The 22916-nt window shown below is 72.9% G+C and carries 24 protein-coding genes and 1 CRISPR repeat array; of the genes, 9 read left to right on the top strand and 15 right to left on the bottom strand.

Going from position 1 to position 22916, the window contains the following annotated elements:
• Positions 1–67 precede the first annotated feature (67 nt).
• The 3 genes from ACIBPC_RS21200 (at position 68) to ACIBPC_RS21190 (ending at position 3880) form a co-directional block, all read left to right on the top strand.
• A complete protein-coding gene (locus ACIBPC_RS21200) occupies positions 68–922 on the top strand; it encodes a 3-hydroxyacyl-CoA dehydrogenase family protein (RefSeq protein WP_398846699.1) in 855 nt (284 codons plus the stop codon).
• Positions 923–1190: 268 nt separating this feature from the next.
• A complete protein-coding gene (locus ACIBPC_RS21195) occupies positions 1191–1484 on the top strand; it encodes an STAS domain-containing protein (RefSeq protein ID WP_362965449.1) in 294 nt (97 codons plus the stop codon).
• A 116-nt stretch (positions 1485–1600) separates the two neighbouring features.
• Positions 1601–3880, top strand: coding sequence for an ATP-binding protein (locus ACIBPC_RS21190; RefSeq protein WP_398846697.1), 2280 nt, complete (start codon positions 1601–1603; stop codon positions 3878–3880).
• Between the two features lie 132 nt (positions 3881–4012).
• On the opposite strand, the gene ACIBPC_RS21185 is transcribed toward ACIBPC_RS21190, so the two are convergent.
• Positions 4013–4582: a maleylpyruvate isomerase N-terminal domain-containing protein gene (locus ACIBPC_RS21185; RefSeq protein WP_398846695.1), complete on the bottom strand. Its 570-nt coding sequence runs from the start codon at positions 4580–4582 to the stop codon at positions 4013–4015.
• A 165-nt stretch (positions 4583–4747) separates the two neighbouring features.
• On the opposite strand from ACIBPC_RS21185, the gene ACIBPC_RS21180 reads away from it, so the two are divergent.
• The gene (locus ACIBPC_RS21180) at positions 4748–5128 is read left to right on the top strand and encodes a VOC family protein (RefSeq protein WP_398846693.1); all 381 of its coding nucleotides are present in this window, start codon (positions 4748–4750) and stop codon (positions 5126–5128) included.
• Here ACIBPC_RS21180 and ACIBPC_RS21175 read toward each other — a convergent pair.
• The 3 genes from ACIBPC_RS21175 to ACIBPC_RS21165 all read right to left on the bottom strand — a co-directional run bounded on the left by ACIBPC_RS21175 (position 5103) and on the right by ACIBPC_RS21165 (position 6931).
• A complete protein-coding gene (locus tag ACIBPC_RS21175; RefSeq protein ID WP_398846691.1) occupies positions 5103–5678 on the bottom strand; it encodes a hypothetical protein in 576 nt (191 codons plus the stop codon). The genes ACIBPC_RS21180 and ACIBPC_RS21175 overlap by 26 nt on opposite strands.
• 56 nt (positions 5679–5734) lie before the next feature.
• Entirely contained in the window at positions 5735–6379 is a 645-nt protein-coding gene (locus ACIBPC_RS21170; RefSeq protein WP_398846689.1) for a dihydrofolate reductase family protein, read from the bottom strand.
• A 66-nt stretch (positions 6380–6445) separates the two neighbouring features.
• Positions 6446–6931, bottom strand: coding sequence for a carboxymuconolactone decarboxylase family protein (locus ACIBPC_RS21165; RefSeq protein ID WP_398846688.1), 486 nt, complete (start codon positions 6929–6931; stop codon positions 6446–6448).
• A 173-nt stretch (positions 6932–7104) separates the two neighbouring features.
• On the opposite strand from ACIBPC_RS21165, the gene ACIBPC_RS21160 reads away from it, so the two are divergent.
• Entirely contained in the window at positions 7105–7983 is an 879-nt protein-coding gene (locus ACIBPC_RS21160; RefSeq protein ID WP_398846686.1) for an RNA polymerase sigma-70 factor, read from the top strand.
• 13 nt (positions 7984–7996) lie between these two features.
• Here the strand turns inward: ACIBPC_RS21160 and ACIBPC_RS21155 are convergent, their stop codons facing one another.
• The 5 genes from ACIBPC_RS21155 to ACIBPC_RS21135 form a co-directional block, all read right to left on the bottom strand.
• Positions 7997–8224, bottom strand: coding sequence for a hypothetical protein (locus tag ACIBPC_RS21155; RefSeq protein ID WP_398846684.1), 228 nt, complete (start codon positions 8222–8224; stop codon positions 7997–7999).
• A 160-nt stretch (positions 8225–8384) separates the two neighbouring features.
• Complete coding sequence (locus ACIBPC_RS21150; RefSeq protein ID WP_398846682.1) at positions 8385–8627, bottom strand: DUF397 domain-containing protein; 243 nt, start codon at positions 8625–8627, stop codon at positions 8385–8387.
• Between the two features lie 118 nt (positions 8628–8745).
• Entirely contained in the window at positions 8746–8994 is a 249-nt protein-coding gene (locus ACIBPC_RS21145; RefSeq protein WP_398846681.1) for a DUF397 domain-containing protein, read from the bottom strand.
• A 131-nt stretch (positions 8995–9125) separates the two neighbouring features.
• Complete coding sequence (locus ACIBPC_RS21140; RefSeq protein WP_398846679.1) at positions 9126–9335, bottom strand: DUF397 domain-containing protein; 210 nt, start codon at positions 9333–9335, stop codon at positions 9126–9128.
• Between the two features lies 1 nt (position 9336).
• Positions 9337–10179, bottom strand: coding sequence for a helix-turn-helix domain-containing protein (locus ACIBPC_RS21135; protein ID WP_398846677.1), 843 nt, complete (start codon positions 10177–10179; stop codon positions 9337–9339).
• A 182-nt stretch (positions 10180–10361) separates the two neighbouring features.
• Here ACIBPC_RS21135 and ACIBPC_RS21130 point away from each other — a divergent pair, with 182 nt between their 5' ends.
• Both ACIBPC_RS21130 and ACIBPC_RS21125 read left to right on the top strand, forming a co-directional pair.
• Positions 10362–10550 (top strand): hypothetical protein, encoded by a 189-nt coding sequence (locus tag ACIBPC_RS21130; RefSeq protein ID WP_398846676.1) that lies wholly within the window; start codon positions 10362–10364, stop codon positions 10548–10550.
• 250 nt (positions 10551–10800) lie between these two features.
• A complete protein-coding gene (locus tag ACIBPC_RS21125; RefSeq protein ID WP_398846675.1) occupies positions 10801–11907 on the top strand; it encodes a protein-L-isoaspartate O-methyltransferase in 1107 nt (368 codons plus the stop codon).
• An 11-nt stretch (positions 11908–11918) separates the two neighbouring features.
• Positions 11919–13055: a CRISPR direct-repeat array (repeat unit 37 nt; unit sequence GTTGCGATCCCCGCCCGCCTTCGTTGGCGGGCGCCAC).
• Between the two features lie 149 nt (positions 13056–13204).
• On the opposite strand, the gene nucS is transcribed toward ACIBPC_RS21125, so the two are convergent.
• Positions 13205–13888 (bottom strand): endonuclease NucS, encoded by a 684-nt coding sequence (gene nucS / locus ACIBPC_RS21120; protein ID WP_362965421.1) that lies wholly within the window; start codon positions 13886–13888, stop codon positions 13205–13207.
• A gap of 305 nt (positions 13889–14193) precedes the next feature.
• On the opposite strand from nucS, the gene ACIBPC_RS21115 reads away from it, so the two are divergent.
• Positions 14194–14583: an SCO5389 family protein gene (locus ACIBPC_RS21115; RefSeq protein ID WP_362965419.1), complete on the top strand. Its 390-nt coding sequence runs from the start codon at positions 14194–14196 to the stop codon at positions 14581–14583.
• Here the strand turns inward: ACIBPC_RS21115 and ACIBPC_RS21110 are convergent.
• On the bottom strand, positions 14552–15625 hold the full coding sequence (locus ACIBPC_RS21110) for an LLM class flavin-dependent oxidoreductase (protein ID WP_398847146.1): 1074 nt from the start codon (positions 15623–15625) through the stop codon (positions 14552–14554). The two genes, ACIBPC_RS21115 and ACIBPC_RS21110, sit on opposite strands and share 32 nt — an antisense overlap.
• Positions 15626–15788: 163 nt before the next feature.
• Here ACIBPC_RS21110 and ACIBPC_RS21105 point away from each other — a divergent pair, with 163 nt between their 5' ends.
• Positions 15789–16106: an ATP/GTP-binding protein gene (locus tag ACIBPC_RS21105; protein ID WP_362965417.1), complete on the top strand. Its 318-nt coding sequence runs from the start codon at positions 15789–15791 to the stop codon at positions 16104–16106.
• Positions 16107–16139: 33 nt separating this feature from the next.
• On the opposite strand, the gene ACIBPC_RS21100 is transcribed toward ACIBPC_RS21105, so the two are convergent.
• The 4 genes from ACIBPC_RS21100 to ACIBPC_RS21085 form a co-directional block, all read right to left on the bottom strand.
• Positions 16140–16907 (bottom strand): ABC transporter permease, encoded by a 768-nt coding sequence (locus ACIBPC_RS21100; protein WP_398846672.1) that lies wholly within the window; start codon positions 16905–16907, stop codon positions 16140–16142.
• 2 nt (positions 16908–16909) lie between these two features.
• Complete coding sequence (locus ACIBPC_RS21095) at positions 16910–17815, bottom strand: ATP-binding cassette domain-containing protein (RefSeq protein WP_362965413.1); 906 nt, start codon at positions 17813–17815, stop codon at positions 16910–16912.
• A 106-nt stretch (positions 17816–17921) separates the two neighbouring features.
• Positions 17922–18866: a cellulose-binding protein gene (locus ACIBPC_RS21090; RefSeq protein ID WP_362965411.1), complete on the bottom strand. Its 945-nt coding sequence runs from the start codon at positions 18864–18866 to the stop codon at positions 17922–17924.
• A 286-nt stretch (positions 18867–19152) separates the two neighbouring features.
• Positions 19153–22800, bottom strand: a complete 3648-nt coding sequence (locus ACIBPC_RS21085; protein ID WP_398846669.1) for a hypothetical protein — start codon at positions 22798–22800, stop codon at positions 19153–19155.
• Positions 22801–22916 lie beyond the last annotated feature (116 nt).

The following is a 22916-nucleotide window of genomic DNA, read 5'->3' as shown; positions in this document are numbered from 1 at the left end:
GCACGCGGTGGCCGCTAAGGTCGTGCCTCCCGAGCCCGTCGTTCCGTCCGGATCAAGGGAGATCTACGTGACCAGGAAGCTCGCCGTCGTCGGCGCAGGACTCATGGGGTCCGGCATCGCCCAGGTCGCCGCCCAGGCGGGATGGGAGGTGACGCTCCTGGACACCACCGAGGACGCCCTCGCGCGCGGCTTCGCCGCCGCCGAGGCGTCGTGGGCGAAGTTCGTCGCCAAGGGCAGGCTCGGCCAGGACGAGGCCGACGCGGCCCGCGCCCGCGTCACCACGGCCACCGACCTCGACGCCGCCGCCGGTGCGGACATCGTGGTCGAGGCGGTCTTCGAGCAGGTCGAGGTCAAGCAGGCGATCTTCCGCACGCTCGACGGACTCGTCGGCGACGGGACCGTGCTCGCCTCCAACACGTCCGCGATCCCCATCACCAAACTCGCCGCCGTCACCCGCAGGCCCGAACGCGTCGTCGGCACCCACTTCTTCTCGCCCGTCCCGATGATGGAGCTGTGCGAACTCGTCCGCGGCCTGCGCACCAGCGACGAGACCCTCGCCGCGGCACGCGCCTTCGCCGAGTCGTGCGGCAAGACCTGCGTCGTGGTCGAACGCGATGTGGCGGGCTTCGTCACGACCCGGCTGATCACCGCGCTGGTCGTGGAGGCCGTCGCGCTGTACGAGTCGGGCGTCGCCACCGCCGAGGACATCGACCTCGCCTGCCGCCTCGGCTTCGGCCACGCCATGGGACCCCTCGCCACCGCCGACCTCACCGGCGTCGACGTCCTGCTGCACGCGGCCGACAACATCCACGCCGAGTCGCGCGACCCGAAGTTCGCCGTGCCGGAGCTGATGCGCCGCATGGTCGACGCGGGCGACCTCGGCCGCAAGACGGGCCACGGCTTCCACGCGCACGGGCAGTGACCCGGCTCCCCGGCCGCCGCAGCCGCGCCGGTCACCCCGGGGAGTGAATTCGATATCGGTTTCAGGACGGTCCGCAACCCTTGGGTCCCCAGTGACCGTCCCGTGTACCACCCTTGGTCGTCCGCGGACGGCCCGGCGCCGCCACGGCCGTGGGGGAGTGCGTCCAGCCGCGCACCACCGCACCCACGGCCCGCACGCCGCCGCACCCAGCGCAGCACCACACCAGCACATCAGCACGAAGTGAGCCGCACGAATCGGGGGAAACCGGATGCACATCACGGGCGACCACGCGGAACTGGTCGTCGGCGGGCGCCTGGACGTACGGAACGCGGCCGACGCCCGGCTCGCGCTGCACCGCGCCGTGGACGGCGGCGACGGCGACCTCGTCCTCGACCTGCGGCAGCTCGACTCCTGCGACGCCACCGGACTCGGCGTCATCATGGGCGCGCACCGCCGCGCCGGACGCTGCGGACGCCGCCTGGTGTTGCGCGACGTACCGCCGCACGTGCGGCGCGTGCTCGTCGCGACCCGGCTGCACCGCGTCCTCACCATCGCGTCCTGATCGGCGCGCGATCCTCACGGAATCGGCGGCACCGGCCGCCGTCCCACGAGCACACACCGGTAGCGTGGGCACCGGCCGCAACTCCTCCGCATCGCGTTCGAGAGACGAAGAGCAGCATGGACCTCAACTCCCCAGCCCCGAACGGTGAGCCACCCCGTGAGCCGGGGCGTGTCGTCGAACTCGTCGCGGGTGACTTCCTGCTCACCGTCAACCCGGTGGACGGCGGCGAGATCGTCTCCTGCCCGCCGGGCCGCCGCCCGATAACCCCGCGCCGCGCCCCGGGCACGCTCCCGGCCCCCGCGGCGCCACCCCAGGGCGCGCCCCTGCTGGAGCGCGACGAGATACGCCACCGCCTCTACCGCCTGCTGGCGCGCGGCCGTTCGGTCCGGCTGACCGGCCCCTCGGGCTCCGGGCGCACCGCGCTCCTCGCCGCCGTCGCCCGCGACGCCGCCGAGCTGGCGCCGTACGGCGTCATCTGGCTGAGCGGCCACCGCCGCACCGCCGACGACATCCTGCAGGACCTCTACGCCGCCGTGCACACCACCAGCGGCTACCGCCCCGGGCGCACCGAACTCGCCGCCGCCCTGCGGGAGATCGGCGCGGTCGTCGTCCTGGACGACGCCGAGTTCGGCGACACCGCGCTCGACGAGGTGCTCGCCGCCACCCCCGAGTGCGCGTTCCTCCTCTCCGCCGGGCCCGACGCCCCGGCCGCCGCGCCCGCGTCCCGCCTCCAGGAGATCGCACTCCCCGGGCTCACGCACACCGCCGCCCTCGAACTCTTCGAACTCGCCGTCGCCCGCCCGCTGGACGACACCGAACGCGCCTGGGCCGCCGACCTGTGCGCCGCCGTGGACGGCCTCCCGCTGCACCTCACCGAGGCCGGCGCCCTGCTGCGCCTGCGCGCCGAGGACGCGCCGCTGCCCGAGCCCGCCCGCCTCACCGCCGCGCTCGCCTCCACCCTGTCCCAGCCCGCCCGCGAACTGCTGCGCCTCGCCGTCGCGTTGGGCGGTGAGCTCCCCGGCCGCGACCACCTCGGCGCCCTCTCCGGCGACACCGCCGCCGCCACCGCGCGCACCGAACTGCTCGACGCCGGGCTGCTCGCCCCGTCCGGCGGCGGCCACCGCCTGCCCGAGGCCGTCGCCGCCGACCTGACCGCCGCCGGGTACGCCGACACGACGGGCGCGCGGGCGCACGGCGCCGCCGTCCACTACACGTGGTGGCTCGGCAGGCGCGAGACCACGGCCGCCGCGGTCGCGGCCGAGGCGGACGCCCTCCTCGCGACCGTCGCCGCCACCCAGCGCGCCGGGCACGCCGCGGCCGTCACCGCCCTGGCCCGCGCGGCGGCGCCCCCGCTGGCCTCCGCACTGCTGTGGAGCGCGTGGGAACGGGTCCTGCGCAGCGGCCAGGAGTCCGCGCGGGTCGCGGGCGAGGTCGCCCAGCAGGCATACTTCCACCACGAGTTGGGCGTCCTGGCGATCTGCCGGGGCAAGCTGGACCGCGCCCGGGTGGAGCTGGAGGCGTCCACCGCGCTGCGCGGCGTCCTGGCCGACGCGGGCGGCGCCGTCGCGGGCCGCAGGGCGCTCACGCTCGTGGAGGACCTGAGCCGTCCGGCGCTGCCGCAGGCGCCCGCGCACACCCCGCCGATGGGCCTCCCGGCCAGGCGGAACGAGGCGCCCGCCCTGCCGCCCGCCGACCCGGTGGCGCGCGCCGTCGCCGCGTTCGACCAGGCGGAGGAGGAGGCGGAGACGCAGGTCATCCACCGCGTCCCCGAGCCGGAGCCGCGGGTGGTCGTCGGCCGCCCGCGCCGCGGCCTGCACCGGGCGGCGAAGCGGAACGTGGTGGTGGCCGGGGCGGGCGCGCTGCTGGTCGCCGTGCTGGGGACGGTCGTCGCGTTCGGCCTGACGTCGGGCCCGCGCGACGACGACCCGGAGAACGCCACGCCGCCGGACCCCTCGGCCACCGGGAACGACACCCCGCTCGGCGGGGACGATGACGACGACACCCCGACCCGCCGCCCGTCCACGCGCGACCCGGAGCCGGACGAGAGCGAGTCGCCGTCGGAGACGCCGAGCGAGTCGCCCTCGGCGACCCCCTCCGACACCCCGACCACCGCGGACCCGACGTACGACCCGCCCCCCTCGTCCTCGGGCGGCGGTGGCGGCGGCCACCACGGCGGCGGTGGCGGAGGCGACGACGACACCCCGGAACCCCCGGAGGAGACGGACGACACGCCGACCGACGAGCCGACCGAGCCGGAGGAACCGACGGACGAGCCCACGGACGATCCGACCGAGCCGGAGGAGCCGACGACCCCGCCGCCGACCGACGACCCGCCGCCGCCGGAGACGACGACCGCGGGCGCGTCCCCCACGGACGAGGGCACTCCGGCGGTCTAGGGGTCTGTCCGGCTGATCTCGCCTGTCTCACGACGCCGGTACGGGGGCACGGCTCAGGCCGCCCGGGCCTGGGGGAGCCTCGCTGCGTTGCCGCATCGCGCGCATACGGCCGTGTGTGAGCGAGGACAGACCCTAGTCCGCTCGCGCTGCTTCCCACCTCCAGGAGGTTCGGCGGGGGAAACCGTCGAGGTCCCCGCGGCCGGTGCACCAGAGCAGCACCTGTCTGGGGTCTCCGGAAGGGGCGGCGGGGAAGAGCCGGTTGAGTACGGCGGCACTCAGTGGTGCGGGCGGCAGCCAGTCCACCGACAGTCCCCGCGTGATGTCATGGGTGTGCAGCAGCACTTCGGCGACGCCCATCGCCGCGAACCCCTCCGGGTCGCACGGACCCCAGTGCCAGCCACGCAGGTCCGGACCGGCTGTGGCCAACGCGCTGCTGAGCAGCCCGCCGCAGGCGGTGACCGCCTGGAGCAGCTCGCCCGGCGAGGCCGTGGGGCGGACGGTCAGGTCGAAGGGGAGGTAGGCATCGGTGGGCTGTGCCGCCAACTGCCCCGCGTAGGCCAGCAGGTCGTGACCGATGTGCGCCGCCGTCTGCCAGCAGGTCCAGTCGAGCGGCCCCGCCGGCACCGTCCAGTCCTCGGCAGTATGGGGGCTGAGTATCCGCAGCATTTCTGCCACGGCGGCATCGACGTCCTGGTGGTCCACGCGGTACTCCTCACGGTTCGTGCTGTGCCGGCCGTCGTTTCTCGACGGCCGCCACCGCCCATCCAACCGCTCCGGTCACGGCGCCGGCCGGGTGTCCACGCCCGGGTACGTCCCGTTGGGTACGGTTGCGGGGTTCGCGCCCCGGACCGAGAGTGGGTTGTCACCATGGCGTGTCGGATCAGTGAACTGGTGCTCGGCTGCCGCGATCCCGAGCTGCTGGCGCGGTTCTGGTGCGAGGTGCTGGACTTCGTCGTGCTCGACCGCGAGGACGACGGCACGCTGGAGATCGGGCCGCGCGAGGGCTTCGGCGGCCCGCAGCCGACGATCATCCTCAGCTACAGGGACGAGCCGGAGCCGGGCAAGTCCCGGCTGCACATCGACGTCAACGCCACCGACCGCGACCAGGACGCCGAGCTGGAACGCCTCCTCGCGCTCGGCGCCCGCCCGGCCGACATCGGCCAGACGGGCGACGAGCGGTGGCACGTCCTGATGGACCCGGAGGGCAACGAGTTCTGCCTGCTCAGGACGCGCCTCGCCCCGCTCTGACGGGCTGATCGACCAGCGAGCGGTACAGCACGTACCGCTCGCCGGGCGGGGCTTGTCCGGCGGTGGCCCACTCCGTGATGACGAGGGCGCGTTCACCGTCCGGCGTGACGTGGACGTGCGCCGCGAGCAGCCCCGGGACCGGTGCCGCCAGGCGCTCCGCCTCGGCCGCCCCCGTCCTCGTCAGCACGAGGACGGCGGCCGGGGACACCGCGTCGTGGACGACGCTCCGGCGCAGGCGCGTCCGCGCGAGCCCGGGGCGTTCGATGCCGGGCACCAGCGTGTCCACGCGGCTGACCACCTCCCCGCGCCTGGCGCGCGCCCACGTGAGGTGCGCCTCGTTGCTGGTCCACTGCGCGTGGAACAGCAGCCTGTCGCCCTCTGCGGAGAGGAAGACGTGCTGGGCGAGACGCCCCGGGGGCGCCTCGGCGGCCGCCCACTCGTCGGCCACGGCGTCGGCGGCCGTGCGCGAACGGTCGGGCGTGCCGGTGAGCCACTCGCTGATCAGCGCGGTACCGGCGGCGGGATGGACGAGTGCGAGGAAACGTGTCATGGTCACCGACTCTCGTATCTCAAGGGTGGTTGAGGTCAACCCGCCCCGGGGGCCGCTCACCTGCGCCAGAACAGGTGGTGCGTCACCCCGCTCGGGCTCGGCACCACGTCCAGGTGGTACCGGTCGAGCAGCTCGTCGGGCGACTCCCACAGCCGCAGCCCGTGGCCGAGCGTCACCGGCGCGACCGCCACGTGCAGCGTGTCCACGAGATCGGCGTCGAGAAACTGCTTGATGGTCGTCACCCCGCCGCCGAGCCGGACGTCCTTCCCCCGCGCCGCCTCCCGCGCCCGCCCGAGCACCGTGGCCGGGTCCTCGTCCACGAAGTGGAACGTGGTGTCGGACAGCGTGAACGACGGGCGCGGGTGGTGCGTCAGCACGAACACCGGCGTGTGGAACGGCGGTTCGTCGCCCCACCAGCCCTGCCACTCGTGGTCCTGCCACGGGCCGCGCTGGGGCCCGAACTTGTTGCGGCCCATGATCTCGGCGCCGATGTTGTGGGCGAAGTCGCGCGTGAGGTAGTCGTCCAGGCCACGGCTGCCGCCCGGCTCGGCGCGTCCAGGCCAGCTCGCCGTGGCCATGGCCCAGGTGAACAGGCTCTCCGGATCGACGTGGCCGAACGGCCGCTCCCGGCTCTGCTCCTCACCGGCGGCGATGCCGTCGCGCGAGACGGCGAAGTGCTGGACTTTCAGCAGCTGGCTCATGAGTTCCTCCCAGGTGGACGACGACAGGAAGACTTCCCGGGCCGGGGGAACTCATCGCCGCCGCCGTCAGCCCGTGACGGTGGCGAGGTCGCCGGCCTGGTACGCGCCGCCCTCGTTGCCGAGGATCACGCCGAGGCGGTTGGTGGCGTTGATCATGGCGATCAGGGAGACGAGGGCGACGGTCTGGTCCTCGTCGTAGTGCTCGCGCACCTCGGCCCATGTCGCGTCGGAGACGCCGGGGTACGCGTCGGTGATCCGGGTGCCCTCCTCGGTGAGCGCGAGGGCGGCGCGTTCGGCGTCGGTGAAGACGGAGGCGTGCCGCCAGGTGGCGACGAGGTTGAGCCGCGCCCAGTCCTCCCCGGCCGCCGCCGCGTCCTTGCCGTGGATGTCGGCGCAGAAGCCGCAGCCGTTGAGCTGGCTGGCGCGCAGCTGCACGAGTTCCTGCGTCCGCTTGGGCAGCGGCGACTCGTGGATGACCTGGCTGACGGCGTAGATCCGCTTGCCGATCTTCGCGCCGGTCTCGTTGGCGAACAGGTTCATGCGGGGTGCCATGGCGGTGTCCTCTTCCTCGATCGTGCTCTGTCGGCCATGGGACGCCGCCCGCCCGGCCGTTGTGACAGCCCGGCCGCTGTGACGCACGCCACCTGGCGGCGCTGTCACAGGGCCGTGCCGGGCGGCGTCCTGTGCGCGTGACACCATCACCGCGGAAGAGGCAGGAGCAGGCCGTGAAGGAACCCGTCGACACCGCCACGGGGGCGTTCGTCGCCCACCGCAACCTGCTCTTCACCATCGCCTACGAGATGCTCGGCTCGGCGGCCGACGCGGAGGACGTCCTCCAGGAGACGTGGCTGCGCTGGGCGGACGTGGACCTGGGCGAGGTGCAGCATCCGCGTGCGTACCTGGTCCGCATGGTGACCCGGCAGGCGCTGACGCGGCTGCGGACGCTCAGCCGCCGCCGGGAGTCGTACGTGGGGCCGTGGCTGCCGGAACCGCTGCTGACGGCGCCGGACGTGGCGGAGGACGTGGAGCTGGCGGAGAGCGTGTCGACGGCGATGCTGCTGGTGCTGGAGACGCTGGCGCCGGTGGAGCGGGCGGTGTTCGTGCTGCGGGAGGTGTTCGACGTCGGGTACGAGGAGATCGCGGCGGCGGTCGGCAAGGCCCCGGCCTCCGTCCGGCAGATCGCGCACCGGGCGCGAGCGCACGTGGCGGCGCGACGCCCGCGCGGGACGGTCACGGCGACGGAGACACGGGACGTGCTCGCGGCGTTCCGCCGGGCGGTGGAGACGGGCGACCTCAAGGGCCTGCTGGACCTGATCGCGCCGGACGTGGTGCTGCTGACGGACGGCGGCGGAGCGGTACGGGCGGCGCTGACCCCCGTCATCGGCGCGGCCGAGGTGGCCGCCGTTCTCTCCCGGCTCACCACCACGACACGCCTGCGCCCCCTACAGATCAACGGCCACCCGGCACTGGCACTCGGCACGGACGCCGAACCGGACACGATTCTGACGCTGCACGTGACCAACGGCCGGATCACCAGCCTCTACGCGGTCCGCAACCCGTCAAAGCTCTCGCACACGACACACCCGACCCCCTTGACCCGCTGAACCGGCCGACAGCTCACGGGTCAAGATCCTCGGCAGCGGTGAACCCGGAGAAGTCCCCCGCGTCCAACCTCGCGAAGATCTCCTCATCCCTGGCACGAAGCTCAGGCCGGGTCTCGATGGCCCAGTGCCCCACCACGCCGAACAACTCCTCGGCGGGCGCTTCTCCCACAGCCCGCTCGAACTCACCCCACCGCTCAGGCGGAAGCGCCGCACGCACACCATCGATGGTGCGCGGCAGCACAACGGTCTCCCCATCAAGACAGGTCAAGAACACCGGCCCACGACCCGGCCCACATCGCTCCACACCACCAACGTAGGCCCCCGAGCCGTATCCCGCCGCGCCTGTCCCTCGAAGGAGGGACGGACCCGTACAGCCTGAGGGGAACGACTTGGCATCCGATCTACGGGTGCTCTGCCAGAATCCCGCTACGAACAGCGGTGATCAGCTGGGTGACCTGCTGGCGGTCGAGCAGCAACGCCGCTCCCGTGGGCCGCTTGCTGTCGCGGACGGCGACCATCGAGCGGTTGAGGATGCCGAACTCCACACAGTCGGACTGCGCAGCCGACGCCGACGACTTCCACCATGTCACCGGCAGAGCCGATGAGTCTGTGACACCGGGGCTCGTCCATCGCGTGTTCTGCATGTCGTGCCTCTCGGTCGTGCATCAATCAGGGCTGAGGAAGCATGCTCACCGGGCTGCCCGTCACAAACCACAGCCTCTCCACCTGCTGCGGCGCACTCCCCGCGATGCCGAAGCTTGTTCAGCCTGTCTGCCACTGGACGGCAGCAGTGGTCTCGCAGGTGGAAACGAAGGCTCGCCACGAGGGGGCACCGAAAAGCAACTGCGGCCCCGATGGAGTCTTGCTGTCGCGCACCGGCACCACGCCGAGGAGATTGCTTGCAACCTCGACACACGCGGACTGCCCATTGCTGTGACTGGACTTGCGCCACGTCACCGGTAAGGCGGATGCGTCCTTGGCTGTCTGACTCGTCCGCCGCGTGTGTTGCATGCCGTGACTCTCCCTCGCACATCGAATGGATCGCAGGAAGCATGCTCACCGGGCTGCACAGCACAAACCACAGCCCCCGCATCAGCCTGCGAGCTGGTGCGGGGGCGAGGCGGAGCGGGCGGTGTCGTCGGTCAGAGGCCGTGGTTGACGCCGGTGACAAAGGCCGTCCAAGCCGAAGCGTTGAAGAAGAGAACACCTCTGTCACGGTCCTTGGTGTCCCGTACTCCTTGCCACCCCTCAGCGAGCCGCGCCCGCTCGACGCAACCACTCCCGTTGTCGCTGTAGGTGCTCGTGTGCCAGACAGCACCGTCGAGTGCGGGGGAGTGGTGCTGGGGTGTCATGTCAGTCGTCCTTGGCAAGGTCTTCGATGTATCTCAGCGACGCAGCAGGAGGGAGTGCGGCTGCCGTCAGTTCGTCCCAGGCCGTGAGGTACTTCGTGACCTCATACTGCTGCTCCAGCATCGTAGCGCCGGTGAGGTGCTCCAACCAGACGACGCTCGTCGGCATCTCCCCTCGCAGGCCGAAGACGGTGAACGGTGGCAACTGATCGATGGGCCACTCGGCGTCCAACGGCATTATCTGCAAGGTCACATTGGGTCTGCTCGACAGCTCGGCAAGGTATGCCAGTTGAGAGCGTACGACGGACTTGTCACCGGGAATCCGATGCAAAGCCGGCGCATCGATGACCGCACGGAACGTGAACTTGCGATCGTCCAGTAGCGCCTTGCGCTTCATACGGGCCTCGACCAGCGCATCCGCTTGGCGAGGGAGGGCTGTACCGATGATGGCCCGCGCGTAGTCCTCGGTCTGCACCAGCCCAGGCAGCACGATCGACTCATAGGTTCGGACGAGATCGGAGTCCGATTCGAGCGTCAGGTAGTCCTTGAGCGTGTCGCGGAGCATCGGGCCTGCGGCTGACCACCAGTCCACCTTGTGGATCTCCTTGGCCAGCCGTTTCAGGTCCGCGCGCAAGCCGTCGTCTTCGACGCCGTAGAGGTTCAGGAGTGTCGTCAGGTCGAGTTGCCTGATGCCGCGCCTGCCGGTTTCGATCTGCGAAATCTTCGGGTGGCCGCACTCCAGCGCTTCTGCGGCGTCCGTGATCGTGAGGTCCGCCGCCAGGCGGAGTCGGCGAAGTTCCCCGCCGAGGCGACGACTTCGGATGGTCGGCATGTCCTGTTGGGCCATGGCCACATAATGTCGCGCCCGCCTCAAGTCGAACAGCCATGGTGGGACAGGATCACCCTTTGGAAGTACGAGCAGGACGAACACTTGCCTAATGCTGAGCTGCCTTCCATCATCGTTCAGTAACTCCAGGCGTCCGGTCGTGCACTGGGCGTCTTTGACGCTGAACAGGCAGGTGGATTGCGATGACCATCCCTGACCCTGCGGCTTCTTCGCAGAGCGACGACGATTCCCCTCAGGCGTCCGCCGCCGTCTCCGGTGAGCCGACTGAAACCACGCGGCGCCCCACGAGCGAGGAACTGGCCGCTGAATACGCCGTGTTGAACGCGGCGATCGAGGCACACCTGCGCTCCTTGAAGGAGCACCGGCGGTGAAGCGGCTCGTCGGGCTGCTCGCCCGTATGCCGTTGGTCGGCCTGGTGTTCAGGGCGCCGGGGCGGCATCGGGCGGTTGCCCGCAGCGTTGTGCCCGGTGCTCACCCGCCGCGTGCCGTATGGGTCGCCGCGTTCGACCCGCCCTGTCTGTGCGTCCGCCGCTGAACGCACACCCCTCCGCGCCGATCGCCGGTCGGCGCGGAGGCTCCGCCCAACTCCTCAGCACATCCGTACGGGAAGGTACTTCACGGATGAACCCCCTGGTCCCGGCAGAGTCGCCGGCCGAGCTGCGGCGGCGCCTGGTCGTGCGGCTGCACGCGGCGCACGTTCTCGATCCCGCGTGGAGCACGCCGTTCCTCGACGTGTCGCGCGAACCGTTCATGCCGCACGTCACCGTTCCCCGGCCCTGGGGCGGGCAGGACTTCACCCCGGCCGACACCGGCTACCTCCGCGCACTGCACGAGGACGCCCCGCTGACCGTCCGGCACGACAACACCGAGACCCTGACCACCACGACCCCCGCGCCCACCGTCACCGCCGCGATGCTCTCCGCTCTCGGCGATCTCCCGCGCGGCAGCCGCGTCCTCCACGTCGGCGTCGCCAACGGCTACCTCACCGCCCTGCTCAGCGCGAAGACCGGTGCCGAGCACGTCACCGGCATCGAACTCGACCCGCGCCGCACCACCCAGGCCCGCGAAGCACTTGCCCGCACCGGCCTTCACCCGGACCTCGTGACTGGCGACGGCACCCACGGCCACGCCCACGACGCCCCGTACGACGCCCTCTTGTCCACCGCGTGCCTACCCCGCGTTCCTCCCGCCTGGACGCGCCAGGTCAGGGCGGGCGGCACCATCGTCACCCGCCTCGGGCACGCCCTCGCCGCGCTCACCGTCCGCCCCGACCACAGCGCGGACGGCCCTCTCCTCCCCACCCCGGCCCCGCTCGGTCCGGCGCCGAACGACCCCACGGCCACGGTGTTCCTCGTACGGCCCGGCACCCGCACCACGGCCGTCCTGCCCGACCTCGCGGACGACACGGCCCGGCTCCTGCGCGGCCTGCTCCAGCCGGACGTGGAGGCCGTCACCTTCTACGGCGTCGGCGAATACCGGCGCACGGTCCACTGCCTGAGCCACCCGGCCACCGGTTCGTGGGCCCGCATCGAACCCCAGGGCGCGAGTGTCCACGCCATCGAATACGGCGGCCCCCGCGACCTCGTAGGCGAGATCGCCCCGGTCCTCACCCACTGGGCCAACCACGACCACCCCACCCCCGCCCACTACGGCCTCACCACCACCCCAGACGGCACACACAACCTCTGGTTCGAAACCCCAACCGGCCCCAGTTGGCCCCTCCCCTGACCCTCCGCCCCGCCGCAATCCCCGCCCGCCTTGGTCGGCGGGCGCCACCATCGCGCAGCTCGCCGACCGGTGGCACACCATTAAGTTGCGATCCCCGCCCGCCTTGGTTGGCGGGCGCCGCGATCCCGCATCCCCTGGGCGGCGCGGTCCGTCTCCTCGTTGCGATCCCCGCCCGCCTTGGTTGGCGGGCGCCACCCCAGCCCTTCCCGACGTCCTGCACCGGCCCAGCAAGTTGCGATCCCCGCCCGCCTTGGTTGGCGGGCGCCATTCGAACGCTGGCCACGACATGGCGGACGTGATCGAGCGGTTGCGATCCCCGCCCGCCTTCGTTGGCGGGCGCCACCGCCGTGCCGAGCGCGGCCTGAAGTCCCTGCCGCCGTTGTTGCGATCCCCGCCCGCCTTCGTTGGCGGGCGCCACCTGCTCCGAGGACGGCGTCACCGAGGCGTGGGAGGAGTTGCGATCCCCGCCCGCCTTCGTTGGCGGGCGCCACTCCACGAAGCCTTCGCGGACCATGTCGCTCGCCTGGTTGCGATCCCCGCCCGCCTTCGTTGGCGGGCGCCACGGCCCGGCCCGCAACGCTCGCGCGTCCGGTAAGGGTTGCGATCCCCGCCCGCCTTCGTTGGCGGGCGCCACCCCCAGGGGGCGGGCGTTGACCCAGGTCAACAGGTCAAGTTGCGATCCCCGCCCGCCTTTGTTGGCGGGCGCCACCTCTGAGCTGACGGCGCTGCCGCGTGCATTGCCGCCAGTTGCGATCCCCGCCCGCCTTCGTTGGCGGGCGCCACGGCCCGGCCCGCAACGCTCGCGCGTCCGGTAAGGGTTGCGATCCCCGCCCGCCTTCGTTGGCGGGCGCCACCCCTCGCTGCGCGCCGCCGCCGGCTACTCGTTCAGCCCGGTTGCGATCCCCGCCCGCCTTCGTTGGCGGGCGCCACTCGGCCACCGACCCGGGCTCGCTGGAGTTCGAGCTGTTGCGATCCCCGCCCGCCTTCGTTGGCGGGCGCCACGCCACCCGAGAGAGGTACGCATGACGACCCTGGCAGTTGCGATCCCCGCCCGCCTTCGTTGGCGGGCGCCACCCACGCTGACTTCGCCGGGGTCGATCAGGCCGCCGACGTTGCGATCCCCGCCCGCCTTCGTTGGCGGGCGCCACTGCTGTTGAGCTGCGGGTATTGCTCGGTGTAGTCGGTGTGTTGAGTGATTGGGCGGGAGGAAAGCGTTGGAAGCGGGCATTTTGCTTCGGTGCGATCCGGGTTTTGTTGCCACACTGGAGGTTCCGAAGTGCCGGGTGGGTGGGGTGACTCAGAACAGGCGGAGCTTGTCGTCTTCGATGCCGCGTAGTGCGTTGTAGTCCAGGACCGCGCAGTGGATGCCTCGGTCCGTTGCCAGGACGCGGGCCTGTGGTTTGATCTCCTGTGCTGCGAAGACGCCCTTCACCGGGGCCAACAGTGGGTCGCGGTTGAGGAGTTCCAGGTAGCGCGTGAGCTGTTCCACGCCGTCGATCTCGCCTCGGCGTTTGATCTCGACGGCCACCGTCACGCCGTCCGCGTCGCGGCCCAGGATGTCCACCGGGCCGATGGCCGTGGGGTATTCGCGGCGGATCAGGGTCCAGCCGTCGCCCAGGGTCTCCATGCGGTCGGCGAGGAGTTCCTGGAGGTGCGCCTCCACGCCGTCCTTGATCAGGCCCGGGTCCACGCCGAGTTCGTGTGACGAGTCGTGGAGGATCTCCTCCATCGTGATGATCAGCTTCTCGCCGCCCTTGTTCTCCACCGTCCACACCGCCGCGCCGTCGCCGTCCGCCGCCGGGGCGGCCTCCTTCAACACGCACGGCGGCGACATCCAGTTGAGGGGCTTGTAGGCCCGGTCGTCGGCGTGGATCGACACGGAGCCGTCCGCCTTGACGAGGATCAGCCGCGGGGCCGAGGGGAGATGGGCGGTGAGCCGGCCCGCGTAGTCCACGGAGCAGCGGGCGATGACGAGACGCATGGGCCCAGCCTAGAGGCTGCCGCGCGGCCCCCCGGACGGGGTGGTGGGTGAGGGGTGAGGGGGGTGGGGCCGTGGGGGGAAGGGGGCGTGAGGGGCGTCGGGAGGCGGGCGGGATGGGTGGGTTCTGGCCGTGGCCGGTTATGTGCCCGTATCGCTGACATGCACGGGCCAGGACGCCTACCGTTTGCCCTGGGGGCGTCGCCGTCCGGACACACCGGATTCACCCGTGGACGCGGTGGCGTACGCGGCGGGGTCCTCGGGCCGTTACGCCAGACCCCTCACCAGGGGTCCGAGAGGAGACATCCATGTCGCTCGACGTCTCACCGGCACTGCTCGCGCGGGCCGAGCGGGGCGAGGTCGATGACGCGGAGTTCATCGACTGCGTCCGCACTTCCCTGCCGTTCGCCTGGGAGATGATCAGCACGCTGGTGGCCCGGCTGAAGGTGGACGGCGGACCGTTCGCCGACAACACCACCCCGCCGCCGGACGAACACGCGCGGGGCGAGCTGCTCCGCGCCCTCGCAAGCGACGCCATCCGCGGTGCCCTGGAGCGGCACTTCGGGGTGCGTCTCGCCTTCCAGAACTGCCACCGCGTCGCCGTCTTCCCGCCGGAGGGCCAGGAGACGGTGCACGCGCGCTTCACGTCCGTACGGAGCCAGTTGCTCAACCAGTCGCCCGAGCTGCGCGACTGCTGACCGCGTCCTGTGCTGCCGTTCCCCCGTCCACGCGGCGCAGGAGCGGCAGCACGTCGGCGGCGAGGCGGCGGACGTTCCGCTCCGTCGTCGCGGTGTCGCCCGAGCCCTCCACCAGCAGGGCGAAGCGGGTGATGCCGGTGCGTTCCGCCGTGGCGGACAGGCGGTCGGCGCAGCGCGCGGGGTCGCCGACGGGGTGCAGGCGGCACAGCAGCTCGGTGTAGGCGAGGGCGTCGCGCATACGGCGCGGCCTGCCGTCGAGCGTGCGGTGCGCGGCCAGGCCGTGGCTGAGCCAGCGGGGGAGTGCGCGGCGCAGGATGTCCACGGCCTCACCGGTGGTGTCCGCGACCTGGGCGACACCTGCCGCGACGTGCTCCGCGCCGTCCACGAGGTCCCGCGGGTGGCCGGCGGCCGATGCCTCCGTGCGCCACAGGGCGACCATCTCGGCCTTCTCGTCGTCGCCGATGTGCATGCCCAGCAGCATGGGCAGGCCGCGGTGCGCGGCGAGCCGTACGGTGCCGGGGGAGGTGCAGGCGACGACGACGGGCGGCGGGGTCGGCGGGGCGGGTACGACGGCCACCTCGCGGAAGCGGTAGCGCTCACCGTCCGCCGCGACGCGCGGCTCGCGCAGCCAGCGCAGCAGCAGGTCGAGGGACTCGGGGAAGTCGCGTTCCAGGGCTTCCGCGCCACCGCCGAAGACCTCCAGGTCCACCCACGGCCCGCCGCGTCCGACGCCCAGGGTGAAGCGCCCGTTGGACAGCATGTGCAGCAGCGCGGTCTGCTCGCCCAGTGCGACGGGGTGCGTGGTGGACAGCACGCTGATCGCGGTGCCGATGCCGATGCGGCGGGTGCGGCCGAGCAGCAGCGCGGCCAGGGTGGTGGCGGACGGGCAGAGGCCGTAGGGCACGAAGTGGTGCTCGCCGAGCCATACGGTGTCCAGGCCCGCCTCGTCGGCGGCGACGGCGGAACGCACCGCGCGTTCCAGTGCGTCGCGCTCACTCTGTCCCGGGTATTGGCCCGCCAGTACAAATGTGCCTATGCGCAGGGTGTCCATGGGTGTCGCCCCTTCCAGGGTCCGTGCCACGTGCCGGACTCGGCCGTTTCCTCCACGGCTCAACGGCCGACACGTGCCCAGGGCACGGGCCGCCGTCCCATTTCTCGGATGATCGTTCAATGCCTGGTGGGGGGCGGTGCGTACACTCGGCGGCATGTCCCCCCGTCGCAACAAGGCCCAGGGCCGCCGGCAGCCGAGCGCGGACGACGGACCGCGCGCGTACGGCCTGGAGAACACCGAGGACTGGCAGGGCGAGGAGTGGGTGGTCCGGCGCATCACCGGCGGCGGCGCCACCAAGCACTACCGCTGCCCCGGCTGCGACCAGGAGATCCCGCCGGGCGTCCCCCATGTCGTCGCCTGGCCGCGCCTCGGCGCCGTCGACGACCGCAGGCACTGGCACGCGGCGTGCTGGAGCGCGCGGGACCGCCGCAAGGCGCGCGTCCAGCGCTCCCGCAACGCGCCGCGCTACTGACGCCCCGCCCGCGCGCCCCCGCACGCCGCCGGTTCAGGCGTCGCGCCTGCGCAGCACCAGGTAGCCCGCCAGCACCGCCGCCGCCACCCACAGCAGCATGATCCCGAGGCCGCCCCACGGGCCGTACGGGCGGTCGCCCGTGTCCACGACCTGCATGATCCGCTGCCCCGCCTGGTCCGGCAGATAGCGGCCGATCTTCTCCGTCGCCGACACGTTCGCGAGGATGCTCGACACCAGGAAGAAGAACGGCACCAGCACGCCGAACGACAGCATCGCGCTGCGCAGCACCCACGTCATGCCCATCGCGAACAGCGCGATCAGCCCCATGTACAGGCCGCCCCCGAACACCGCGCGCAGCACACCCGGCTCGCCCAGCGTCGTACGGTGCTCGCCCAGCACGGCCTGCCCCGCGAAGAACGCCGCGAAGCTCGTCACCATCCCCACCGCCAGCGCCAGCAGCGTCGCCACCGCCAGCTTCGCCGCCAGCAGCGCGCCCCGCTGCGGCACGGCGGCGAGGGAGGCGCGGATCATGCCGGTGCCGTACTCGTTCGACACCACCAGGATGCCGAACGCGATCATGGCGAGCTGCCCGAGCGACGTGCCCGCGAAGCTGGTCAGCGTCGGGTCGAACGTGAGGCGCTCGTGCGCCGACAGGTCGTCGAACGTGTTGTGGATCAGGAGGCTGATCAGCGTGCCGAGCGCGACCGTGACCAGCAGCGCGGCCGCCAGCGTCCACAGGGTGGACCTGACCGTCCTGATCTTCGTCCACTCCGACCGCAGCACCCGGCCCGGATACGCCATGCTCAGCCCCTCGCCTGGTACTCGACCGTCTCGTGCGTCAGCCGCATGAACGCCTCCTCGAGGGACGCCTGCTGGACGCTCAGCTCGTGCAGCGGCAGCCGGTGCTCGTGCGCCAGTTCGCCGATCCGCGCCGCGTCCGAGCCGGGAACGGTCAGCGCGCCGTCCGCCTCCTGGCCCGGCGAGGCGCCGATCCGCGTCAGCAGGTCACGCATCCGTTCCGGATCGGGGGTCCGCACCCGCACAAAAGTGGCCGAATTCTCCTCTATGAAACGGGTCATCGACGTGTCCGCCAGCAGCCGCCCGCGCCCGATGACCACCAGATGATCAGCGGTCAGCGCCATCTCGCTCATCAAGTGACTGGAGACGAACACCGTCCGCCCCTCGGACGCCAGGTGTTTCATCAGATTGCGGATCCACTGGATGCCCTCGGGATCGAGGCCGTTCACCGGCTCGTCGAACATCAGGATGCGCGGATCGCCCAGCAGCGCGCTCGCGATCCCCAGCCGCTGCCCCATGCCCAGCGAGAAGCCCTTCGGCCGCTTGCGCGCCACCGCAGAAAGACCCACGACGTCCAGCACCTCGCCGATACGGCGCTCGGGAATCCCGTTGCTCTGCGCCAGGCACAGCAGATGGTGGTACGCCGTACGGCCCGGGTGCACGGCGCGCGCCTCCAGCAGCGCCCCGATGTCGGTGAGCGGCTCGCGCAGCCGGTCGTACCGCGCGCCGTTGACCAGGACCTCGCCGCTCGTCGGCCGGTCGAGACCCAGGATCATCCGCATCGTCGTGGACTTGCCCGCGCCGTTCGGACCGAGGAAGCCGGTGACCACGCCGGGCCGCACGGCGAACGTCAGGCCGTCCACCGCCGTACGCGCCCCGTACCGCTTGGTCAGGCCCGACAGCTCGATCATGCCTCGACGCTAGGACAGCGCGAGGGCCGCCGCCCGGTGGGGCGACGGCCCATGCGCCGTTGAGGTGAGCCCGCCCCGCGGAGAACGGGGGAGGGGCCGGGGTGCGTCAGCGGGTCTGCTGCGCCGGCACGCCCTTGCTCAGGCTGTCGTTGTCGTCGTCGTCGCCCAGGGTGGCGGCGGCGACCTGCGCGCCCGTCAGCGTGGCCAGCATCTCGCGGACGTTGGTCAGCTGCGCGTTGATGCTGTCGCGGCGGTTGGTCAGCGCGGCCAGCTCACGCTCGGACTCGCTGCGGATGCGGTCGGCCTTGGCGTTCGCGTCGGCCACGATGTCCTCGGCCTGGCGCTGCGCGGTCTCCACCGTCTGGCGGGCACGGCGCTCGGCGTCCGTCCGCAGCTTCTCCGCCTCCAGGCGCAGCTGCTCGGCGCGGTGCTCGATCTCCGCGAGCCGCTTCTCGGCCTTGGCCTGACGGGACGCCAGGTCGCGCTCCGACTGCTCCCGGCGCTTGGCGAGGTTCGTCTCGAAGTCGGCCGCCGCCTGGGCCGCCTTGGCGCGGGTGTCCTCGAAGAGGGCGTCCGCCTCCTCGCGCTTCGCCTGGGCGTCCTTGTCGGCCTCGGCGCGCGTCGAGGCCGCGTCGCCCTGGGCCTTCTCGACGATCCGCGAGCCCTCTTCCTCGGCCTTCGCCTTGCGCTCGGCCGCGTAGGACTCCGCGTCGTTGCGCACCTGCTGGGCCGCGCCCTCGGCCAGCTCACGGTGCTGCTCGGCGGCCCGGCGGGCCTCCTCGCGCAGGTCCTTCGCCTCTTCCTCGGCGAGACGGAGGATCTTCTCGACACGCGCGCCGAGCCCCGCGTACGACGGCTCGGCGTCGGTGATCTGCGCCTGCGCGTTCTGCGTCTCGAGGTGCAGTTCCTCGATCCGCTTCTCCAGCGAGGTGATGCGGGCCAGAGCGCTGTCGCGGTCGGCCACCAGCTTCGAGATGCGGTCGTCCACCTGCCCGCGGTCGTATCCACGCCGCACGAGCTCGAAGCCGAAGGGGGAGGAAGTGTCGCTCATGGGGTTCCTGTCGATTCAGACGGGTGAGTGAGTAGGGGATCGGGGGGGCCTGGGCGTTCAGCGCTTCGAGGTCGAACTCCTCAGCCTTCGGTACAAGACGGGTCCAGCCCTCGGAAGCCTCATCCTAGGGGGCGAACCGGCGTGTCTTCGAGCGGATCTCGCTTCTCTGTGGAGAATGTTCGCCCCACACACGCATTCAAGCCGCCCGGAAGAGTGGTCACGATGTGTGGCCGGTGTGACCGGTGGGGTCACCGGTGCGAACGCGGTCGGCACGGTCACGCCACCGTCACGGTGTGGGGCGCTTGCCCGTGGGCCGCTGCGTCCCGGCCCCCGCGCCGGACTTCTCCCGGCCCGCGATCCGCGGGTCGGGGACCGAACGGCCGCCGCCCGGCTTCGGCGGACCGCCGCCCGGGGCACCGGCACCGCCCGCACCGCCCGTTCCGCCGGCACGGCCGCTGCCGCCGCCCGCCTTGGGCGCCTCGAACGACTCCAGCGCCTCCAGCACGTCCTGCACGCGGGAGATCTCGGTGTTGATGTCCTCGCGCCTGCGGGTGAGCTTCTCCAGCTCACGCCTGCCCTCCTCGACCAGCCGCTTCGCCTCGCGCTCCGCGTCGGCCCGCAGCTGCTCCGCCTCGCGCAGCGCCTTCGAACGCTGCTGCTCGGCCTCCTTGAGCAGCGTCTCGGCCTTCCGCACGGCCGCCACCCGGATCTTGCTCGCCTCCGCGTCGGCCGACGACACCGTGCGCTCCGCCGTCGTCCGCGCCTCCGCGCGCTGCTCCTCGGCGGCCTTCATCAGCTTGTCCACCCGCTCGCCCGCCGCGCGCGCCAGCTCGGCCGACTCGCGGCGCGCCCGGTCGTGCAGCGCCTCCACCTCGGCCTCGACCCGGCCCCGCAGCTCCTCCGCGCGGTCCCTTATGGCCGCCGCGTCCCTACGGGCCTCGTCCAGCAGGCGGTTGGCGTCCGCGCGTGAGGTCTCCACGGCCTCGGTGCCCTCGCGCCGCCCCTCGTCCACGAGCCTGGCGGCCTCGGCGCGCGCCGCCGCCGTCGTCGCCTCGGCGCGCTCCTCGGAGGTCGCCGCCATACGGGCGGCCTCCTCCTGGGCCTTGCCGACGAGTTCGTCCGCCTGGGCGGCCGCTTCGGTGCGCTTGCGGGCGGCGTCCTTGCGCGCCTCGTCCTGCGCCTGCTCGGCCTCGGCACGGACGCGGGCGGCCTCCTGCCCGGCCTTGCCGACGAGTTCGTCCGCCTGGGCGGCGGCCTCGGTGCGCTTGCGGGCGGCGTCCTTGCGCGCCTCGTCCAGCGTCTCCTCGGCCTCGGCACGGATACGGGCGGCCTCCTCCTGCGCCTTGGCGACCAGTTCGTCCGCCTGCGCCGCCGCGTCCGTCCGCCGCTGGGACGCCTCGCGGCGCACGCGGTCCTGGTACGCGTCGGCCTCCGCCCGGGTCCGTTCGGCCACCTCCGCGGCCTCGGAACGCGCCCGTTCCGACTCCGCGATGGCCTCCTGGACGGTCCGCTCGGCGAGCGCCGACGCGGCCTCCTTCTCCTCGGCCGCCTCCCGCAGCACGCGGGCCGCCTCGCGCTCCGCCTCGGCCCGGTGCTGCGCGATCTCGGCCTCGGCCGCGTCCCGCAGCCCGGTGACCGAGTCGCGCACCTGCTGCGCCTTGTGCTCGGCGGCCGACACCAGCGTCTCCGCGCGGCGCTCCGCCTCGTCCAGCCGCGCGCGGCCCGTCGCGAGCAGCTCCTCGCTGCGCTCGCGGGCCTGCGCCTGTTCGCGGTGCGCCGCGTCCCGCGCCTCCGCGAGCAGCGCGTCGGCCTCGGCGCGCAGCCTGGCCGCCTCCTCCTGCGCGGCGGCCAGCGCCTCCGCCGCCTCGCCCGCCGTACGCTCCGCCGCCGCGGCGCCCTCGGCCCGTACGCGGTCGGCGGCGCGCAGCGCGTCCTCGCGCAGCCGGTCCGCCTCGGCGATGGCCTCGGCGCGCAGCCGCACCGCCAGCTCCTCGCCCTCGGACCGCAGCCGCGCCGCGTCCTCGGCCGCCTCCTCGCGCTGCCGCGCCGCCTCGGCCTCGGCGGTCTCGGTGAGCGCCCTGATGCGCTCCGCCGCCTCGGCGCGCAGCCGCTCGGTCTCGGCGTTCGCGTCGGCGCGCAGCCGGTCGCCCTCGGCGCGGGCCGCGCCCAGGGCCTCCTCGGCGTCCGCGACGCGCTGCTCGGCCTCGGCGCGCAGCCGCTCCAGCTCGGCGGCGGCCGCTTCGCGTTCGGCACGGGCCGCGTCACGCGCCTCGTCGCGCAGCCGTGCCGCGGCCTCCTCGGCCTCGCGGACGGCCCGTTCCGCCTGCTCCCCGGCGTCGGCGAGCTGCTTGTCGGCCTCGCCGCGCGCCTTCTGGAGCGCCTGCTCCGCCTGGTTGCGCAGGGTCGTGGCGCGTTCGATCGCCTCGGTGCGCAGCCGCTCGCTCTCGGCCCCGGCGCCCGCGCGGATCTCCTCCGCGTCGGTCCGCGCCTGGGCGAGCAGCTCCTCCGCGCTCTGCGCCGCCTGCTCGATCCGCTGGACGGCCTCCTGGCCCGCGTCCGCGCGGACCCGTTCCGCCTCCTCGGCCGCCTCCGCCCGCAGTTGCTCGGCCTCGCCGCGCAGGCGCCGCGCCTCCTCCTGCAGCTCGACGGTCTTGGCGCGGTACTCCGCCGTGTCGTCCTTCGCGGCGCCCTTGAGCTGCTCGGCGACGTCGTGCGCCTCGGCCCGCAGCCGGTCCGCCTCGGCCTCCGCCTCCGACCGGAGCCGTTCCGCCTCCTCGCCCGCCGCGCGGGTGGTGGCCTGGGCCTCCTTGGACGCCCTGGTCAGCACCGACTCGGCGGTACGGGCCGCGTCCGCGAGCTGCGCCGCGTACTCCTCGGCCGACTTGGTCCTGGCCTCCTCGGTGGCCTCCGCGAGCATCTGCTCGGCGCGCGCCCGTGCCTCGTCCAGCGCGTGCTGCGCCTCGGTGCGGCGCTGCTCGGCGTCGCGCGTGGCCTCGCTGACCATGCGGGCGATCTCGGCCTTCGCCGTCGCCGTGCGCTGCTCGTACTCCGACTCGGCGGACGACCGCCGCTTCGTGGCCTCGGCCGTCGCGTCGGCGAGCAGCCGCTCGGCCTCCTCGCGGGCGACCCGCAGCGCCGTCTGGGCGTCGGCCGCCTGCTCCTCCGCCTTGCGGATCATCGCGGCGGCCTCGCGGCGGCCGGTGTCGGTCTCCTGCGCGGTGGAGCTGCGGAGCCGTTCCGCGTGCTCGGTCGCCTCCTGCGCCTGCGCGGACGCGGCGGTCAGCAGGCGTTCCGCGTCGGTACGGGCGCGGCGCAGCAGCTCCTCGGCCTCGGCGCGCGCGTCCTCCGCCTCGGCGGCCAGGCGCTGCCGTGCCTCGTCCACCAGGCGCAGCGCCTCGGCGCGCGCCTGCGTGACGGTGGCCTCGGACTCCGCCCTGGTCTCCTCCAGCAGGCGGCGGGCCTGGGCCTCGCTGCGGGCGCGCAGCTGTTCGGCCCAGGCGACGTTCTCGTTGACGTGGGACTCGACGGTGGAGCGGCGCTGCGCCAGCTCCTCGTCGAGGCGCTGGCGGCGGCTGACGGCCTCGGCGTGCAGCTCGGCGTCCATGCGGGCGCGCTGGTCGGCCTGCTCCTGGAGGACGCGCTGCGAACGGGTGCGGGCGTCGCGCAGCTCGCGTTCCGCCTCGGCCCGCATCTGGTCGGCCTGGTGGTGGGCGGAGCGCAGGAGCTGCTCGGCGTGGGAGGCGGGGTCCCCGTACATGGGGCGCAGGGACAGCGCGCGGCGGTTCTCGTGCAGCTTGGCACGCAGAACCTCGACCTGGTAGCCCAGGTCGTCGGCGTGGTCGACCGCCTTGTCGCGCTCCTTCTTCAGCCGGTCCATCTCGGCTTCGAGCTGCGAGAGATGGTCGTCAGCCTGGTAGGCGTCGTAGCCCCGCACCGCGCGGTCCCATCCGTCCCCTGGTCGTGGTGAAGCGTGCACGTCGTGTACGTCGTCGATGGCGGTCGATGTCGGTCATCGGCCGAGCGCGGGACGAGGAGAAGGAGACTCGATGC

It is taken from the genome of Streptomyces sp. NPDC049879, from assembly GCF_044461265.1.
In the GTDB taxonomy this organism is placed as follows: domain Bacteria; phylum Actinomycetota; class Actinomycetes; order Streptomycetales; family Streptomycetaceae; genus Streptomyces.
This window is presented reverse-complemented; position numbering and strand designations above follow the sequence as displayed.

Excerpts from the sequence above, each read along its gene's own strand:
- ACIBPC_RS21095 (WP_362965413.1), bottom strand. The coding sequence starts at position 17,815 with ATGATCGAGCTGTCGGGCCTGACCAAGCGGTACGGGGCGCGTACGGCG.
- ACIBPC_RS21195 (WP_362965449.1), top strand. The coding sequence starts at position 1,191 with ATGCACATCACGGGCGACCACGCGGAACTGGTCGTCGGCGGGCGCCTG.
- ACIBPC_RS21090 (WP_362965411.1), bottom strand. The coding sequence starts at position 18,866 with ATGAGCGACACTTCCTCCCCCTTCGGCTTCGAGCTCGTGCGGCGTGGA.
- ACIBPC_RS21115 (WP_362965419.1), top strand. The coding sequence starts at position 14,194 with ATGTCGCTCGACGTCTCACCGGCACTGCTCGCGCGGGCCGAGCGGGGC.
- ACIBPC_RS21175 (WP_398846691.1), bottom strand. The coding sequence starts at position 5,678 with ATGACACGTTTCCTCGCACTCGTCCATCCCGCCGCCGGTACCGCGCTG.
- ACIBPC_RS21100 (WP_398846672.1), bottom strand. The coding sequence starts at position 16,907 with ATGGCGTATCCGGGCCGGGTGCTGCGGTCGGAGTGGACGAAGATCAGG.
- ACIBPC_RS21140 (WP_398846679.1), bottom strand. The coding sequence starts at position 9,335 with ATGACACCCCAGCACCACTCCCCCGCACTCGACGGTGCTGTCTGGCAC.
- ACIBPC_RS21165 (WP_398846688.1), bottom strand. The coding sequence starts at position 6,931 with ATGGCACCCCGCATGAACCTGTTCGCCAACGAGACCGGCGCGAAGATC.
- nucS (WP_362965421.1), bottom strand. The coding sequence starts at position 13,888 with ATGCGTCTCGTCATCGCCCGCTGCTCCGTGGACTACGCGGGCCGGCTC.
- ACIBPC_RS21150 (WP_398846682.1), bottom strand. The coding sequence starts at position 8,627 with ATGCAGAACACGCGATGGACGAGCCCCGGTGTCACAGACTCATCGGCT.
- ACIBPC_RS21190 (WP_398846697.1), top strand. The coding sequence starts at position 1,601 with ATGGACCTCAACTCCCCAGCCCCGAACGGTGAGCCACCCCGTGAGCCG.
- ACIBPC_RS21130 (WP_398846676.1), top strand. The coding sequence starts at position 10,362 with ATGACCATCCCTGACCCTGCGGCTTCTTCGCAGAGCGACGACGATTCC.
- ACIBPC_RS21170 (WP_398846689.1), bottom strand. The coding sequence starts at position 6,379 with ATGAGCCAGCTGCTGAAAGTCCAGCACTTCGCCGTCTCGCGCGACGGC.
- ACIBPC_RS21135 (WP_398846677.1), bottom strand. The coding sequence starts at position 10,179 with ATGGCCCAACAGGACATGCCGACCATCCGAAGTCGTCGCCTCGGCGGG.
- ACIBPC_RS21105 (WP_362965417.1), top strand. The coding sequence starts at position 15,789 with ATGTCCCCCCGTCGCAACAAGGCCCAGGGCCGCCGGCAGCCGAGCGCG.
- ACIBPC_RS21145 (WP_398846681.1), bottom strand. The coding sequence starts at position 8,994 with ATGCAACACACGCGGCGGACGAGTCAGACAGCCAAGGACGCATCCGCC.
- ACIBPC_RS21125 (WP_398846675.1), top strand. The coding sequence starts at position 10,801 with ATGAACCCCCTGGTCCCGGCAGAGTCGCCGGCCGAGCTGCGGCGGCGC.
- ACIBPC_RS21180 (WP_398846693.1), top strand. The coding sequence starts at position 4,748 with ATGGCGTGTCGGATCAGTGAACTGGTGCTCGGCTGCCGCGATCCCGAG.